This window comes from Parcubacteria group bacterium (assembly GCA_016204045.1).
Lineage (GTDB): Bacteria > Patescibacteriota > Minisyncoccia > Phycocordibacterales > UBA2135 > JACQLQ01.
This window is the reverse complement of sequence record JACQLQ010000004.1, coordinates 135,356-148,465: the sequence shown is the minus strand read 5'-3', so window position 1 is coordinate 148,465 and position 13,110 is coordinate 135,356. Positions and strand designations below refer to the sequence as shown.

The following is a 13,110-nucleotide window of genomic DNA, read 5'->3' as shown; positions in this document are numbered from 1 at the left end:
AAAACCACCCGGAAAGGTGGTTTGCTTTTTTATGTATTGCTGTGAGCGAAGTCGCCAATACCGTCAGGGTAGTTGCCAGTAAAGGGACCGTCATAGAAAGAATCTTTCGTGAGGGGGGAGTTCGGTCCACGCACAGCGAGGATCGCCTCGATAACAAGATCATTCGGGAGATAACCCAAAGTGTCGAGCCCACATTCACGAGCGATCGCTTCGACATCCCCGTCGTGTTTTCTCGCAATGAGCTCTTCTCCGTAGCGGTACGTGTCCATGCCATAGTAGTCGGGGAAACGGTAGAGGTCAGAAGCGATGCGTCCGTCCACCCTTTTTGCGCCCGACTCTCGTGCCATGATCACCGCTCTTTTCATGGTATTGCCGCGGACTTCCGAATCGTCCAGAACTGTTGCATTTTTCCTGCTAAGCACAGCAGGCCTGGGTCGTAGCTTCGACTTTACGAGTTCTGCGCGGAGCTCGGCTATGGGATCGATGAATGTGCGCCCGACAGTGTGCGGGCGGAAGAATGCCCACGGAGTGAAGCGCACCTGCGCTTGCGTCAGTTTGAGTTCCTCGTAGTACCCTTGTGCCGCCTGGTTTCCAGAATCAGGCACGGGGACGACGATGTCGGTTGGGACTGGGTGGAGCCGTGCGAGACGTTTTCCCATTTCTTCGCGTGCACTACCTACCTCCACACCCTCGACGACACTGTGCGGAGACATGAAATAGATAAACTCGAAGATATCGAAACGGAGGGTCGCTGCGACCCCCGAGGGGAGCCACGACTCACTCGTAATGCGTCCGTCTTTGACGGTGACCAATTCCCCAGGGCCAATGTCGCGCAGTAATGTAGCACCGATCTGCGGTTGCGTGAACGCGCAACTCTCGGAAGCGATGAATATGTCGTTACCACGCATGCCGATCTGGAGCGGGTGAAAGCCGAATCGATCACGAAGCGCGTAGAGTGTGTTATTAAAAAGGACAATGAGGCTGAACGAACCCTGAAGCTCGCGAACGGTGTCTACAAGTGCAGAAACAAAATCAGTTCGCTTTGACTGTGCGATGATTGCCGCAATAGTGCGCGTGTCAGAAGCGTTTTCGTCATGAAGGATGCCATACTTTCTGCGGAGCGAACCCATATTTACACTGTTGCCGTTGTGGCTCGCGTCGAACTCCTGCCCACGGAAGGAATCGCGCACAGGTTGCAGATTCCATGGCGAATTAGTACCGGCATTTGGGTAGCGGGTGTGTCCCACTCCAATTTTTCCCGGCATGTGCTTGAGCGCCTCTTTGCCGAGCGCCTCTTTCACCTCTCCCATGTCGCGCAGGTCGTAGTGGTCACCGCGAAGGGCGGTTACCATACCAGCTCCGCCCTTGCCGCGCGGTTGCATTTCAAGAAGACCCGTATAAATGTCGGGTGCAGCAGTCTCTTTCTCGTTCGCCACTCCGATAATGCCGCACATAGGAAGCCCTCCTCACCATACTGCATTCGTCTTAGGCCACTATACGCCGTAGCAAAACTTTCTTCAAGACACCCAGGCATGGTACAATTTCGGGATGGAAATTATTAAGGCAACAGGCGAGAAAGAACTCTTCGAGCACGAGAAGCTTTGCGGTTCTTTGCGCGCCTCGGGCGCCCCGAGTGAGGTGGCAGACAAGATTTGCAACGCAGTCGCAAAAGACCTTTCTCCAGGGGCAACAACAACAGAGATCTTTCGGGAGGCACTCCGGCACTTGGTCAAGGAAAACATTGGTCTCGCCGCCCGCTACAGCCTGAAACGTGGTATGGCGGAGCTTGGCCCAGCGGGTTTCTACTTTGAGCAATTCGTCGAGGCAATCCTACGTGCAGAGGGGTACACGACGGCACGGAACCAGTTTCTACGAGGCGAGTGTGTCACACACGAAGTCGACATTGTTGCTTACAAAGGAGACGAGCACTATTTCATCGAGGCAAAATACAAAAACAAACCACATTTGAAAACGCACGTCGATGTGGTTGCCTATGCGTGGGCGCGATTGGACGACATTAGGCGCGTGGAGGAGAAGAAGGAGGGTGGCAAAGCAAAGCACTATGCATGGGTCATCACCAACACGAAGCTGACCTTGAGCGCGATCCAATACGCAAACTGCAAAAACATTAAGACAACAAGTTGGAGCCATCCGAACGGAGAAGCGCTCGAAAACCTAATCGCCAAACACGCGCTCTATCCGGTAACAGTCCTCCCATCGGTTAATAGCCACACCCTTGAAATATTTGCAAAGCACGGCATGATGCTTGCGCAAGACCTCATTCCCTACACCGCGGAAGACCTAGAGACCAAGTTCGGTATCAAAAAAGCCGTTGCCTCAAAGATCAACAAAGAGGCACAGGCGTTGTTGGCTACTGCTCACCAGGGTTAGAATGGGAGTGATTGTGTCACGGCTCCCGCTTTCTTCTCCTCCCATTTTGAGGTGTTGAGTCGTATTTGCAGTACCCCACCGTCCCAGTCTTTGTATTTGAGATGGCCGTTTGCGAGCGCGTACTCGTAGATTTCTTTGGTGATGCGCACGTCGTCGATGCAGTATTGTCGCACTTTATCGATTTCACCATTCCTCCACCATGCGATGGCTTGAAGGCCATTGCCAGACTTCTTAACGCCGAGTGTCGCCTCTGCGATGGTGTCGAGCTTAATCCTGCGACCAAGTACGTTCTTGACCTCTGCAAGGAGATCGAGACTTTTCTTTTGTGTCAGGTCGCCCAGGTAGTACTTGTTTAAGAGCGGTATGTCGAAATGGTCGGAGTTAAAACCGATCAAAACATCCGACTGCTCGAGAATTGGCCACAGATTTGGCAACTCCGCCTCGAGATACGAGGAGTACGAATCGGTGAGGGAGTCGTAGATGCAGACGAGCGACATATCCAAAAGGGTCGGGTCGTTCCCGCCGACATCCGAGAACATATTTTTTGTTTCGACATCGAGGACAATCTTTCTCATATCAATAAAAGTAGGTTCTATTGTACCAGATTGGAGGGGAGTGTAACATATAATCATGAAGAGAGAAGAAGTATATTTAGACAATAATGCCACGACCCCGCTTGCTCCGGAGGTGCTTGTCGCAATGGAGCCGTATTGGTCCGAGAAATTTGGCAACCCTGGAAGCATGCACATGAAGGGCCGAGAAGCACGCGAAGCCGTGGAGAAAAGTCGCGATATTCTCGCGCGGTATTTGGGCAACGAAGGGGGCATCATCTTCACGTCGGGTGCTACCGAGAGCGTTAACTTCGCGCTTAAGGGCGCTTTGCGTAGGGCGAAGGCAGTCGGGCGTACCCACGTGGTTACGAGTCTTGTTGAACACGATGCAGTACTCGAGACACTAAGCGCTCTGGGTGATGAAGGATTTGAAACCACATATCTCACTCCAGACGAGTACGGGCGCATTACTCCTGCGGCTGTCCGTGACGCGCTCCGAGACAACACTGCGCTCGTCGCCATCATGCATGTTAATAATGAACTGGGTACGATTTACCCGGTTAATGAGATTGCATCCGAAGTGAAAAAGCGCGATCCGGAAATCGTGATGTTTTGCGATGGCGTCCAAGCGTTTGGGAAACTGCCTGTCGATTTGACCGGCATTGACCTCTACGCGTTCTCTGCGCACAAGCTCCACGGACCGAAAGGTGTGGGTGCTCTGTTCATTCGCAAGGGTATCAAATTGCAAACGCTCATTAATGGTGGCGGGCAGGAGTTCAGTCTACGCTCGGGGACGGAAAATGTGCCCGGTATCGTTGGCTTGGGCAAGGCGGTGGAGCTTGCCTACGCAACCCACGAAGAGACGGTTCGGCATGTGCGTCCGCTCCGCGAACAATTTCTAGCAGGGCTTCGCGCGATGAATAACGTCCGCATCAACTCTCCCGAAGATGCGCTCTATACTACCCTGAACGCCGCATTTCTCGGGATCCCAGCAAAGACGCTTTTGGAAGCACTCGAGAAAGAGGTGATATATGCTTCGATTGGTCCCGCATGCGCTGCGGGAAAGGTAATTCAGAGCCACGTGCTCGAGGCACTTCCCGTTTCCGAGGAGATCAAGCGCTCCTCAATGCGTTTCGGCTTTTCCAAATACAATACTCTGGAAGAGGTCGACTATGTTCTCGGTGTTCTCAACAAAGTCGTACCCGAACTGCGGAAGGCGGCATAATGTCTATGGAGTCGTCATTTTCTAACGAGAATAAGCCAGGGGATTCCAATGTCCGCATAGAGGCATCGTGGAAGCGTGTTTTGAAAGATGAATTTGAGAAACCATATTTTAAGGAGCTCACAGAGTTTGTGCGTGGCGAGTACCAGGAGGCGACCATCTATCCACCGGCGAAGCATATTTTTCGTGCGCTTGATTTGACACCTTTCGACAAGGTGAAGGTGGTCATCTTGGGGCAGGATCCTTACCATGGTAAGGGGCAGGCGAATGGATTGTGTTTTGCTGTGGGTAAGGGTGTCACTCCTCCGCCTTCGCTCAAAAACATTTTTAAAGAGATTGAAAGCGACTTGGGGAGACCAGCGAAAGACCAAAGCGGGGACTTAACCTATTGGGCCGAGCAGGGCGTGCTCCTCTTAAACGCAACGCTCACCGTGCGCGCCTCTTCGCCGGGGTCGCACCAGCGTAAGGGGTGGGAGCAATTCACCGATGCGGTCATCAAAGCACTTTCAGAAAAGCGCGAACACTTGGTCTTCATGCTTTGGGGGCGGTATGCAGAGGAAAAGGGGAGCATCATCGATTTTGAAAAACATCTTGTCTTAGTTGCGGCGCATCCTTCACCCTACTCCGCATCTAACGGCTTTTTCGGATCAAAACACTTTAGTCAGGCAAATGAGTATTTAGAGAAGCAGGGACAAGCACCGATAGAGTGGTAAGCGCCCCCGACTCCTTTGTTTTTTTGTTTTTTGCTTTTGTGGACAAATAAGGAAAAGGTTGAACCTTTTCCTTATTTGTCCACAGGGGCTCTTAGTGGTCAGTGTCTCTCTTGCGCTCTGTCTATGGATGTGGTATGGTCTTTTTTAGAAACGACAGCATAGGATGGTTCGTAAATGCGAGTGACCTGCGAGTTCCCGTTGGATCGGCACGAGCTTGCGCGCGAAGCAAAGATCATGCTCCGCACGCTTCCGTGGTGGAAGAAGGTGTGGTACCACTTGGGTCGCTGCATCTCCGTGGGCGAGCGCAAGTACGAGGGTTGGACTGGGTTTCTCCCGTTCTATTTCTTCAAGTGTCCGACGTGCAAGAAGCCGAGCATCAATTACCCCAACGGGTACGAAGGCCATCTTCATTGCAACCATTGTCCGCTTTTCCCGAGTGCTGCACGTTCGCAAGCACAGGGTGTCGCAGCTTAGCTCATTTTTCTAAAGTCCCGCGTCAGTGTTCACCATTCGGTGGACTGCAGACGCGGGTTTTTTAATTGCATTAAAAAACCCGCGAGTTGGCGGGGTGTGTCGGCTTTATGCCATGAAGATGATCGTGTCTCCTTCTTCGATGATGCCATCGGTCAACACTTCGGCGCGGATCCCGCCGCGATGGCGCATGGTCTCTTTGAAGCCGATAATGTCACGGCCGTACTGTTCGTGGGCGAGCTTTGCCGGGCGTTCGCACGGTTCGGCAAGTTCGATCCCCCTGAAGAAAACTCCTCGCGAAGTCATGAATTCCCTATCGATCATGTGGTTCAGGGCGACGCCGCAGGTCACGATGTTTCGGCGCGTGTATTCGGGGAGGAGGTTGGGGAGTGGGCGCTTGCGGTCAGTCCGGGCACCCTCGATTGCCTCCATCTCGATAAAGGTCACGTGTTTGATTACCGTGCGTTTCGCGTCGGTAAAGAATCCCGCACCACTACTATACCGGTCATCGACGATGCCTCTGCCTTTCATAACCCGTATCGACGGTCGACGTTCCATCGGAGCACCCGCTTCGGGAGCGACATAGAACTGGGCGGCGAAACCACACTGGAGGATCATCTACTTCTAGCCCTACCTATCTCCCGCCATTTAAACAGATGGCCCCGTCGAGGTCAATCCCGACCCCAACAAAAAACACTCCAACAATCTCAAGATTGTCGGAGTGTTTTTTGTGGACACTTTGTTTAGGTCAGTTTGGTCCTCAGCACGCCCACAACGCCAACGATAGCTACTAGGAGTCCGAGAACCTGCCCGCCGGGGCTGTCGTCAATTCCGCCGTATACAACCATAAATGCTCCGAACAATATTGCCAGAAAGAAAGAAGTTACCTTGATGATCTTGTTCATATTAACTAAGCTCCACGGAGTAAGACGTCGTCGTCCGCCGATTGGCGGACTCCTCCTTGAGAACCCACGGTTCTCAACGCTCCTCTGCCCAGCAGAGGAGCTGCGTTCCTCCACGGAGAACTCCCGTTCTCCGACCCTCTCCCAATCCTACCCGGGTCGTTCTTCGTTTCACTCAAACTCCCCGGGTAGGATTCGAACCTACGACCAACGCGTTAACAGCGCGCTGCGCTACCGCTGCGCTACCGGGGAATAAACATACACCATTGTACACTGCGCTCTGCCTGCGGACAGGTACCGGGGAATGTATCTAGAGAATACCAGAAAAAGGCACAAAAGCAACGAAAAAGAGGGCTTGCCCCCACACCTTTCCCCGCAAGGCGCAAAGCGCGTTGTCGGGGACAATATTGCGAGGAAAGGTGTGGGGGCTTGCAAAGTTTGCGGAAGTATGCTAGGGTAGGAGGATCAAATCGTGTCTGTAAGAGAAACGAAGGTCGGGTTTTGTCGTTACAGAGCGGTTTGAATTAGTAGAAAAGTTTCTCTTACAGAGAACTCAAATAAATCAACGATATGCAAGAAGGAACAGTCGCGAAAAAAATGGACCGCGGTTACGGATTTATCTCCGTCCCAGGCCAGGAAAAGGAACTCTTTTTCCACGCTAATGAACTTCAGGGCACCACATTTGACGAGCTCAACGAAGGTGACAAAGTCACTTTCGAGATCACCACAGGACCTAAGGGTCCAAACGCGGTGAACGTAAAGCGCGTCTAACCTGAAACAAAACACCCGCCTCACGGCGGGTGTTTTGTGTTTATTCCCTCATGTGCTAGACTGGGCAATCACTTATCCCCTTAGAGACTCGAGCATTGCGTTGAGTCTGAACAGGGGAAATGGAGCTACTTATGCCCAAAGTATCAACTAAAACTAAAAAGACTAAAGAAACGTCATCACCCGCCTCCGCTAAAGCTACGGCGGGCAAGCAGGCGGTAGCCACTGTTTCTAACGGGATGCCAAAGCGGCTCTCGAACTCCACCCGGAGACACATGCGCACCTTCAAGGCGCAGACTCGCCGTGTCCATGGCGACGGCGACGAATCAAGAAAGCTCATTACCGCAGAGCACGAACGCATGGCCGGAAAAGCGAAGACCAACCAACCCGCTAAATAGCCTCCTTCTAAAACCATTTCAATCAGTTGTTGGACGACGCGCTTTACTCTGGGGAGTTTCCAAAAAAAACAATTGTGACTGTCCCTATTCCCTCCATTCCCACAAGGTCCCCATTTCCACCATTTCCATTCTTTACTATAGGTTACATTCTGTTATCATGATCAGCAACGATATGAACGAAGTAGCCGCTTCAGCGCCGAAGGAAGATAAGTTCGCAAAGCAGTTGAAAGCATTTGTGGCTGAGCGAAAAAAGCCAGCTCTTCTCTTGCGTATGGGCACGGTCACACCAGCGTCGGTCATATTGACCCAAAACAAGCTGCGCGGCAAAAATTTTGATGAGCTCGATGTTATTTTGGAAACTCCGGGCGGCCATATTGAGTCCGCCTATAAGATAGTGAAGTTGCTGCGGAAACACACTAAGCGCGTAAACATTGTGGTTCCTACCTATGCAAAGAGTGCGGGCACCCTCATCTCTCTTGCGGGGGAGACGCTCGTTATGGCGACGACTTCAGAACTCGGGCCCCTTGACGTACAGATACCAGAGCAACAGGAAGGAGATGTGGACACATTCAAATCGGCGTTGAATGGTTATAAATCCCTCGAGCAAATACAGAATCACGCGGTAGAAAATTTGGACATAGCAACCAAACTCATCCTTCATCGCACAAGAAACAGGATGCGACTGCAAGATGTCATAAAACTTGCCATTGAGTTTTCTGGAAACACGAGCGGTTGTCTTTACAATCAAATACATCCAAAGAGCATCACGGAATATGCCCGCGCCCTTGATATTGGTGAACAATACGGCGTTCGCATTTTGCTACGCTATATGGGTTGGAGTGCAGAAAAGGCAAAGCCAGTTATACACCGTATGGTGTATGATTACCCGTCCCACGAGTTCATAATAGATACGGAAGAGCTTGCGGAACTTGGGTTTGCTGTGGAAAACGCGAAAGGTGATCTCGAAGTTATCATGGAAGCACTCGGTCTTTCGCTCCAAATACGAAACCATACAGACGAACAAGAAATAAAGCTCCTTGAGTTCACGCCAACCCCGTCAGCTCAAGGTAAAGTAAAAGCAAAGAAAAACAATGAAAATCAAGCCAAAAAAACAAAAAAATAAGCCCTTTCAGGACTTTGATGAGATGGCTCAGAACTCTGCGACCTCGGGTTTTATACGTGAGGCAATCAGTGAGACGCGCTCTTTCGTGAAGGAGGTTTCCCGAACAAAACACGTCCCTTCTTCGGTCAGTCCCTCAACAGTCACAAAGGCACACCTGTACGGTATCTAAGTGCTGGTACCACGGTCCTTGGCCATTTTCCATTTTTACACCCCCGTCTCCATCATTATTCTGGTTATCCACAGAATTGGATTTGTTGACTTTATCCAGTAGGCGTATACTTAGGAGGTAACCTTCTGTCTTTCGAGGTTATGGGGTTTAAAAGAAAGGCGGCCGATGGTTTAGCAAAACAAATACTCGAACAAAAGTCAAAAGCTCTAGTGGCGGGTGTTTGCGGGGTGAAAACCCTGCTAACGCAGGGGAACATCGGGGAACTGATGTAACCCACAAACCTCGGCCAATAGAGCTTTTTGTTTGCCAAGTTTCTCCTCTGAGAAATGGTCGTTCCCTCGACAGGGGACGCTTAGCACATAACCAGCTTAGACCCCTGTAGAGCTGGCAGTTTATGGACTGACAAAACCATGCCAAGATGTCTGAAAGACAATCAAGGCTCGCCGGACGGAACAAGGAAGGTCAGTTTGAGGAACTCGAGAAAGCTCGAGAAAAGAAATCCTCAACTGTTGAACACTTGCCTCTTCCCGGGTACGGCGATGCAAAAAGGGACAAGTAATCTTGTCGCAGGGAAAACGAAAACCGCCCCTGCAAAGCAAGAACGGTTTTCCGTAAACGTAAGGAAATCTTACGAGCAAACATCCCGAAAGGGGTGTTTTGCTTTCCTTATATTGTAAAACGTATAGAACCGATATCCTAGCAAACCTGGGGACAATAAGTCAATTCAAAACGGAAACGGGGACAGGCACCGTTCTTTACCAAACAAAACGTTTCGCAAGAATTTGTTGGTTTGACAGAAGCTGTTTTATATGATACTATTTACTTTCCACCTGACACAGGAGGTGCATCGTGGACATCGGTTCGAGGTCGGCATACCCCGCTTCGGAAGTGACCAACTTCGCACCTCGTTCGTTTGTGTTTGACGGGGTGAAGTGTTCTTCGATGGAGGGGTTGTTGCAGGCGTTCAAGTACGACGACCCCCGCATCCAAGTCGAAGTGTGCAAGCTCATTGGCTTCAGCGCCAAGCGCCGCGGCCAGGAACAGAGCGGAGCGTGGAAGCGAGTTCAAAAGCTCTGGTGGAATGGCGTGGCGTACGACCGTCACGGCAAGCAATACCAGGAGCTACTCGACAGGGCGTTTGACGCTCTCGCCGAGAATCAATCTTTCCGTGAGGCGCTGCTCGCGACAGGCGATGCGGTACTGACCCACTCAATCGGGACTCAAAATCCGAGCGACACGGTCCTTACCGAACGCGAGTTCTGCGAGCGGCTCACGCGGATCCGGTCACGACTTCAGGGGGGCACCTAGCGATAGGTGCTCACCCTTTTTAATTTCTCGAGCAAGGTTTGACACACTATAGAGAATAGAATATAAACAACTTAGTTTTTGGTGTTTGCACCGACAAAGGAAAGGCGCTGCAATGGACTTCTTCGCCAATTCCGACCTGCTGCTTTTGATAAGCGCTATCGCTTTTTTCATCCTTGGTGTTATCTGGTCAAAATACGGTTGGGTGAATGTCTTCATAAAGATTGCCTTGTTCGCTCTTGCTGGCATGGACGGCTTCGCCACGCTCTACCAATTGGGTTGGCTCATCCAAATTGCACGTTAATCACTACCGCCCGGCTTCCGCTGGACGGTTTTTCTTTTTAGAAAGTTAACTTTATCTAACAGCGCAATTGATGCAAAATGAATCTATGACTCAAAAAGAAGTTTTGCATACAGTGCCAACGGATTTACGGAAGGCTATTGCTTCTGACAAGGCGGCACGAGCAGTATGGGAGGACATTACACCACTCGCACGCAATGAGTGGATCTGCTGGGTTACCTCTGGCAAAAAAGCGGAGACGAGGAGTATCCGTATTGCGAAGGCGCTCTCGAAGCTTAGAGGCGGGATGCGTCGGCCCTGTTGTTGGGCTGGATGTCCGCATCGCTCCAAATAAGAAGGCAGACAATTTTCGTATTTTATGATATAAAAAATCCGGACGCCTCTTTCCCTCAAGCGTGCCCAACCGGGCGTCCAGGGCGGCAACTTGAGCGACAGGAGTCACAATGCTGAACAAATCGGAACCCGCTCTTGAGGGTGGACTCAACGACCTCGTCCCTTATGCAAAAGATGAGTTGTGGAACATGGAGTCTGTGTGCAGAGCTTTCCGCGGCACGAGAGATACAGAATTCCGCGTTCCCGCGGCAGACACCGGCAAGGAACTCTTCTTTCGGGAGCGTGAACTGCTTGCTCGTTGGACGTCTATGACGCATCCCCTCCAGAAGGCACTGCTCAAGGCTATTCGCGAGGCAATGGCGGCGCACAAGGTTGATCGCCTGAATCTTAGAGTGCCGTGGGGTTCCGAGATGCGGGTAATCTACATAAGGGAAATTAATTCCGACGGGTGTCTGAACATTTATCTGAATTCGCATTAACCGCCTTCGGAAGCCGCCCTTCCACAAGGCGGCTTTTTATTTCGTCGAGCGAGTGGGCAAAATGAAAATGTTTCAATTTTCATTTTCTCCGAGCGAAGACGAAATATAGGTTGAATACCCTGCGGCAAGCCGCAGGGGGCTATATTTACGTCCTCCGCGCGGCCGACATCTTGACAGAGTGAACTTTTCCTATTACATTTGCCGATAGCAATCTGGAGAGATGACCTCTTCAGAAAACAAGACACGGAAGGAGACACGGATGTCTTTGGCGACCACACAAGGAAAGGCGGCGGCTCTTGCGGCTTGGCAGAGCAGGCGCGCAGAAAACAAGACGAGGAAGCGGATTGACAACTCCGCTCTCCGCGCAGGTTCACCAATGCACTTTGATTGCGTCGCTTGCGGTGGCGACATCGTCGTTTCCGAGGGTTATGTCAGCAAGTCGAACCTCTGCAGCGAGTGTCAGATCCTGAAAGATCTAGGTTGGTTGGCGCAGTCGAACTCTAGGGAACTATCTTTCCGAGAAGTACGCCTTGGGGAAAAATTTATTTCCCGCAGAACCAAGCGCTATTTTGGCGCAGTAAAAGTCGCCCCAACTGAAACATGGTCTGGGGGCACGCAGGCAGGGGAAGTGCCGATGCACGTTATTGGCAATGCTGTTCTTTTGACTGATCACTCTGGAGGGCTTGCTCCCGATGCGGGTCTCATTCTCGCGATTAAGGACGATGAACTCGTCGAGGTGGAGCGCAGTGTATGGGACGTCGACATCAGACCCGACCAGCTCCGTTCGGCAATTTCTCTTCCCCATGAAAGCGCCCTCTTTGCATTGAAGGCGTCAGCATTGAAGGCGTTAGCAGGCACAACGCTTGATGTGGGTGACGTTACACTGGTCGGGACTGGCGCCGAAGAGGTGGGTGGTGTCTCGATGACGTATTTCGACTTTGCCTTGAGTGGTGGAGATGAGACCCGCGTCTATGTTGAATAGTTTTTTAAACGCCCGCCGATGCTACATCGGCGGTTTTTTTATATTCAAACCCCGCCAAAGGGATATTGACAAAAACTATATTTTATGATAGTATTTTAATTGGAGATACCTCTTGGGAAGAGCCTGATGTCTCACCCCTAGGAGGACTCTCCATGTACGCATACACCACGCTGACTGAGTTGCTCGGCCTCACCTTCGAGAAAGTCGAAATACCAGGGTCGAAGGACGAGATTATCTTCCATGCTAAAGGGGGGCGAAAGTTCCTCATGTACCACGAGCAGGACTGCTGCGAGGCGGTCTCGATCGAGGACATTGCTGGGGACTTGGACGACCTTGTCCATGCACCCATCATTCGCGCGGAAGAGCGGACGCAGGATGACCCCAATGCCGACGAAAGTGGGACTTGGACGTTCTATGAGTTCGCGACTCAGAAAGGATCAGTGACGATTCGCTGGTATGGATCGTCGAACGGCTACTACGGCGAAAGTGTCTCGCTGTCCGAGGTGGGGAGGTAAGTCCCTCCCCACACCCCCGCGTCTCTTCGGAGCGCGGGGTTCTTCTTTTTAAAAAATCTTACTCGTGGAGCTTGACGTGGCTCTATTTTTATGCTAAGCTTACTTTGTTAACTATTGAGCAGATAGATAATCAAGAATTGGTCTTGACCATCTTCTGCTCGCAAAGCAGGAGGTGTCACATGACCAAAGAATCAGGCCGCGAGGTCACGGTGTTGTGGGCGGGCGGATGGGATACGTATCTCATCGACCCAACCCAGCTTCGGGAAATGACTCCGGCTGAACTGGAGAAGGTCGCCCGCGACAAGTACAGTCCGGTGCTCGGCAGCCACGCGTGGTTGCGCTGTCTCTTCCTAACGGGGCAGTACACACTTGGGAGCGATACCCAGGTCGTGAAGATCATCCGACGCCTTGGTGGCGGCGACTAAGACTAGGGGCCCTCGCGTCTGCCGGTTGGCGGAGGCGAGGGTCTTTTTTATACAAAGGAGGA

The 13,110-nt window shown here is 51.6% G+C and carries 20 protein-coding genes and 1 tRNA gene; 16 read left to right on the top strand and 5 right to left on the bottom strand.

The window, feature by feature from the left end; all coding sequences use genetic code 11:
* Positions 1–29: 29 nt before the first annotated feature.
* Entirely contained in the window at positions 30–1,454 is a 1,425-nt protein-coding gene (locus tag HY455_03270) for an amidophosphoribosyltransferase (protein ID MBI4118527.1), read from the bottom strand.
* A gap of 94 nt (positions 1,455–1,548) precedes the next feature.
* On the opposite strand from HY455_03270, the gene HY455_03265 reads away from it, so the two are divergent.
* A complete protein-coding gene (locus HY455_03265) occupies positions 1,549–2,391 on the top strand; it encodes a restriction endonuclease (protein MBI4118526.1) in 843 nt (280 codons plus the stop codon).
* Here HY455_03265 and HY455_03260 read toward each other — a convergent pair.
* The gene (locus tag HY455_03260; GenBank protein MBI4118525.1) at positions 2,388–2,966 is read right to left on the bottom strand and encodes a ribonuclease H-like domain-containing protein; all 579 of its coding nucleotides are present in this window, start codon (positions 2,964–2,966) and stop codon (positions 2,388–2,390) included. The two genes, HY455_03265 and HY455_03260, sit on opposite strands and share 4 nt — an antisense overlap.
* Before the next feature lie 55 nt (positions 2,967–3,021).
* Between HY455_03260 and HY455_03255 the strand changes: the two genes are divergently transcribed.
* The 3 genes from HY455_03255 to HY455_03245 all read left to right on the top strand — a co-directional run bounded on the left by HY455_03255 (position 3,022) and on the right by HY455_03245 (position 5,351).
* The gene (locus tag HY455_03255) at positions 3,022–4,167 is read left to right on the top strand and encodes a cysteine desulfurase (GenBank protein MBI4118524.1); all 1,146 of its coding nucleotides are present in this window, start codon (positions 3,022–3,024) and stop codon (positions 4,165–4,167) included.
* A gap of 5 nt (positions 4,168–4,172) precedes the next feature.
* Positions 4,173–4,877 (top strand): uracil-DNA glycosylase, encoded by a 705-nt coding sequence (gene ung / locus HY455_03250; GenBank protein MBI4118523.1) that lies wholly within the window; start codon positions 4,173–4,175, stop codon positions 4,875–4,877.
* 174 nt (positions 4,878–5,051) lie between these two features.
* Complete coding sequence (locus tag HY455_03245) at positions 5,052–5,351, top strand: hypothetical protein (protein ID MBI4118522.1); 300 nt, start codon at positions 5,052–5,054, stop codon at positions 5,349–5,351.
* Positions 5,352–5,456: 105 nt separating this feature from the next.
* Here HY455_03245 and HY455_03240 read toward each other — a convergent pair whose 3' ends face one another.
* The 3 genes from HY455_03240 to HY455_03230 form a co-directional block, all read right to left on the bottom strand.
* The gene (locus HY455_03240) at positions 5,457–5,966 is read right to left on the bottom strand and encodes a hypothetical protein (GenBank protein ID MBI4118521.1); all 510 of its coding nucleotides are present in this window, start codon (positions 5,964–5,966) and stop codon (positions 5,457–5,459) included.
* Positions 5,967–6,091: 125 nt separating this feature from the next.
* Positions 6,092–6,253: a hypothetical protein gene (locus HY455_03235; protein MBI4118520.1), complete on the bottom strand. Its 162-nt coding sequence runs from the start codon at positions 6,251–6,253 to the stop codon at positions 6,092–6,094.
* Positions 6,254–6,430: 177 nt separating this feature from the next.
* Positions 6,431–6,502: transfer RNA gene (locus HY455_03230), tRNA-Asn, on the bottom strand.
* Between the two features lie 318 nt (positions 6,503–6,820).
* On the opposite strand from HY455_03230, the gene HY455_03225 reads away from it, so the two are divergent.
* The 12 genes from HY455_03225 to HY455_03170 all read left to right on the top strand — a co-directional run bounded on the left by HY455_03225 (position 6,821) and on the right by HY455_03170 (position 13,048).
* Positions 6,821–7,021, top strand: a complete 201-nt coding sequence (locus HY455_03225; GenBank protein MBI4118519.1) for a cold shock domain-containing protein — start codon at positions 6,821–6,823, stop codon at positions 7,019–7,021.
* Between the two features lie 131 nt (positions 7,022–7,152).
* Positions 7,153–7,416, top strand: coding sequence for a hypothetical protein (locus HY455_03220; protein ID MBI4118518.1), 264 nt, complete (start codon positions 7,153–7,155; stop codon positions 7,414–7,416).
* Positions 7,417–7,573: 157 nt separating this feature from the next.
* Positions 7,574–8,539, top strand: a complete 966-nt coding sequence (locus tag HY455_03215; GenBank protein ID MBI4118517.1) for an ATP-dependent Clp protease proteolytic subunit — start codon at positions 7,574–7,576, stop codon at positions 8,537–8,539.
* Positions 8,508–8,708 (top strand): hypothetical protein, encoded by a 201-nt coding sequence (locus HY455_03210; protein ID MBI4118516.1) that lies wholly within the window; start codon positions 8,508–8,510, stop codon positions 8,706–8,708. Before HY455_03215 ends, HY455_03210 begins: the two co-directional genes overlap by 32 nt.
* A 418-nt stretch (positions 8,709–9,126) precedes the next feature.
* Positions 9,127–9,267, top strand: a complete 141-nt coding sequence (locus HY455_03205) for a hypothetical protein (GenBank protein MBI4118515.1) — start codon at positions 9,127–9,129, stop codon at positions 9,265–9,267.
* A gap of 290 nt (positions 9,268–9,557) precedes the next feature.
* A complete protein-coding gene (locus HY455_03200; GenBank protein ID MBI4118514.1) occupies positions 9,558–10,016 on the top strand; it encodes a hypothetical protein in 459 nt (152 codons plus the stop codon).
* Positions 10,017–10,128: 112 nt separating this feature from the next.
* On the top strand, positions 10,129–10,317 hold the full coding sequence (locus tag HY455_03195; GenBank protein MBI4118513.1) for a hypothetical protein: 189 nt from the start codon (positions 10,129–10,131) through the stop codon (positions 10,315–10,317).
* 85 nt (positions 10,318–10,402) lie between these two features.
* Positions 10,403–10,648 (top strand): YdeI/OmpD-associated family protein, encoded by a 246-nt coding sequence (locus tag HY455_03190; protein MBI4118512.1) that lies wholly within the window; start codon positions 10,403–10,405, stop codon positions 10,646–10,648.
* A gap of 109 nt (positions 10,649–10,757) precedes the next feature.
* Complete coding sequence (locus HY455_03185) at positions 10,758–11,126, top strand: hypothetical protein (protein MBI4118511.1); 369 nt, start codon at positions 10,758–10,760, stop codon at positions 11,124–11,126.
* Positions 11,127–11,346: 220 nt separating this feature from the next.
* The gene (locus HY455_03180) at positions 11,347–12,108 is read left to right on the top strand and encodes a hypothetical protein (GenBank protein MBI4118510.1); all 762 of its coding nucleotides are present in this window, start codon (positions 11,347–11,349) and stop codon (positions 12,106–12,108) included.
* A gap of 152 nt (positions 12,109–12,260) precedes the next feature.
* On the top strand, positions 12,261–12,623 hold the full coding sequence (locus HY455_03175; protein MBI4118509.1) for a hypothetical protein: 363 nt from the start codon (positions 12,261–12,263) through the stop codon (positions 12,621–12,623).
* 143 nt (positions 12,624–12,766) lie between these two features.
* Complete coding sequence (locus HY455_03170; GenBank protein ID MBI4118508.1) at positions 12,767–13,048, top strand: hypothetical protein; 282 nt, start codon at positions 12,767–12,769, stop codon at positions 13,046–13,048.
* Positions 13,049–13,110: the final 62 nt, after the last annotated feature.

Coding starts and splice junctions, on each gene's coding strand:
- HY455_03270 (MBI4118527.1), bottom strand. CDS start 1,454: ATGTGCGGCATTATCGGAGTGGCGAACGAGAAAGAGACTGCTGCACCC.
- HY455_03265 (MBI4118526.1), top strand. CDS start 1,549: ATGGAAATTATTAAGGCAACAGGCGAGAAAGAACTCTTCGAGCACGAG.
- HY455_03260 (MBI4118525.1), bottom strand. CDS start 2,966: ATGAGAAAGATTGTCCTCGATGTCGAAACAAAAAATATGTTCTCGGAT.
- HY455_03255 (MBI4118524.1), top strand. CDS start 3,022: ATGAAGAGAGAAGAAGTATATTTAGACAATAATGCCACGACCCCGCTT.
- ung (MBI4118523.1), top strand. CDS start 4,173: ATGGAGTCGTCATTTTCTAACGAGAATAAGCCAGGGGATTCCAATGTC.
- HY455_03245 (MBI4118522.1), top strand. CDS start 5,052: ATGCGAGTGACCTGCGAGTTCCCGTTGGATCGGCACGAGCTTGCGCGC.
- HY455_03240 (MBI4118521.1), bottom strand. CDS start 5,966: ATGATCCTCCAGTGTGGTTTCGCCGCCCAGTTCTATGTCGCTCCCGAA.
- HY455_03235 (MBI4118520.1), bottom strand. CDS start 6,253: ATGAACAAGATCATCAAGGTAACTTCTTTCTTTCTGGCAATATTGTTC.
- HY455_03225 (MBI4118519.1), top strand. CDS start 6,821: ATGCAAGAAGGAACAGTCGCGAAAAAAATGGACCGCGGTTACGGATTT.
- HY455_03220 (MBI4118518.1), top strand. CDS start 7,153: ATGCCCAAAGTATCAACTAAAACTAAAAAGACTAAAGAAACGTCATCA.
- HY455_03215 (MBI4118517.1), top strand. CDS start 7,574: ATGATCAGCAACGATATGAACGAAGTAGCCGCTTCAGCGCCGAAGGAA.
- HY455_03210 (MBI4118516.1), top strand. CDS start 8,508: ATGAAAATCAAGCCAAAAAAACAAAAAAATAAGCCCTTTCAGGACTTT.
- HY455_03205 (MBI4118515.1), top strand. CDS start 9,127: ATGTCTGAAAGACAATCAAGGCTCGCCGGACGGAACAAGGAAGGTCAG.
- HY455_03195 (MBI4118513.1), top strand. CDS start 10,129: ATGGACTTCTTCGCCAATTCCGACCTGCTGCTTTTGATAAGCGCTATC.
- HY455_03190 (MBI4118512.1), top strand. CDS start 10,403: ATGACTCAAAAAGAAGTTTTGCATACAGTGCCAACGGATTTACGGAAG.
- HY455_03185 (MBI4118511.1), top strand. CDS start 10,758: ATGCTGAACAAATCGGAACCCGCTCTTGAGGGTGGACTCAACGACCTC.
- HY455_03180 (MBI4118510.1), top strand. CDS start 11,347: ATGACCTCTTCAGAAAACAAGACACGGAAGGAGACACGGATGTCTTTG.
- HY455_03175 (MBI4118509.1), top strand. CDS start 12,261: ATGTACGCATACACCACGCTGACTGAGTTGCTCGGCCTCACCTTCGAG.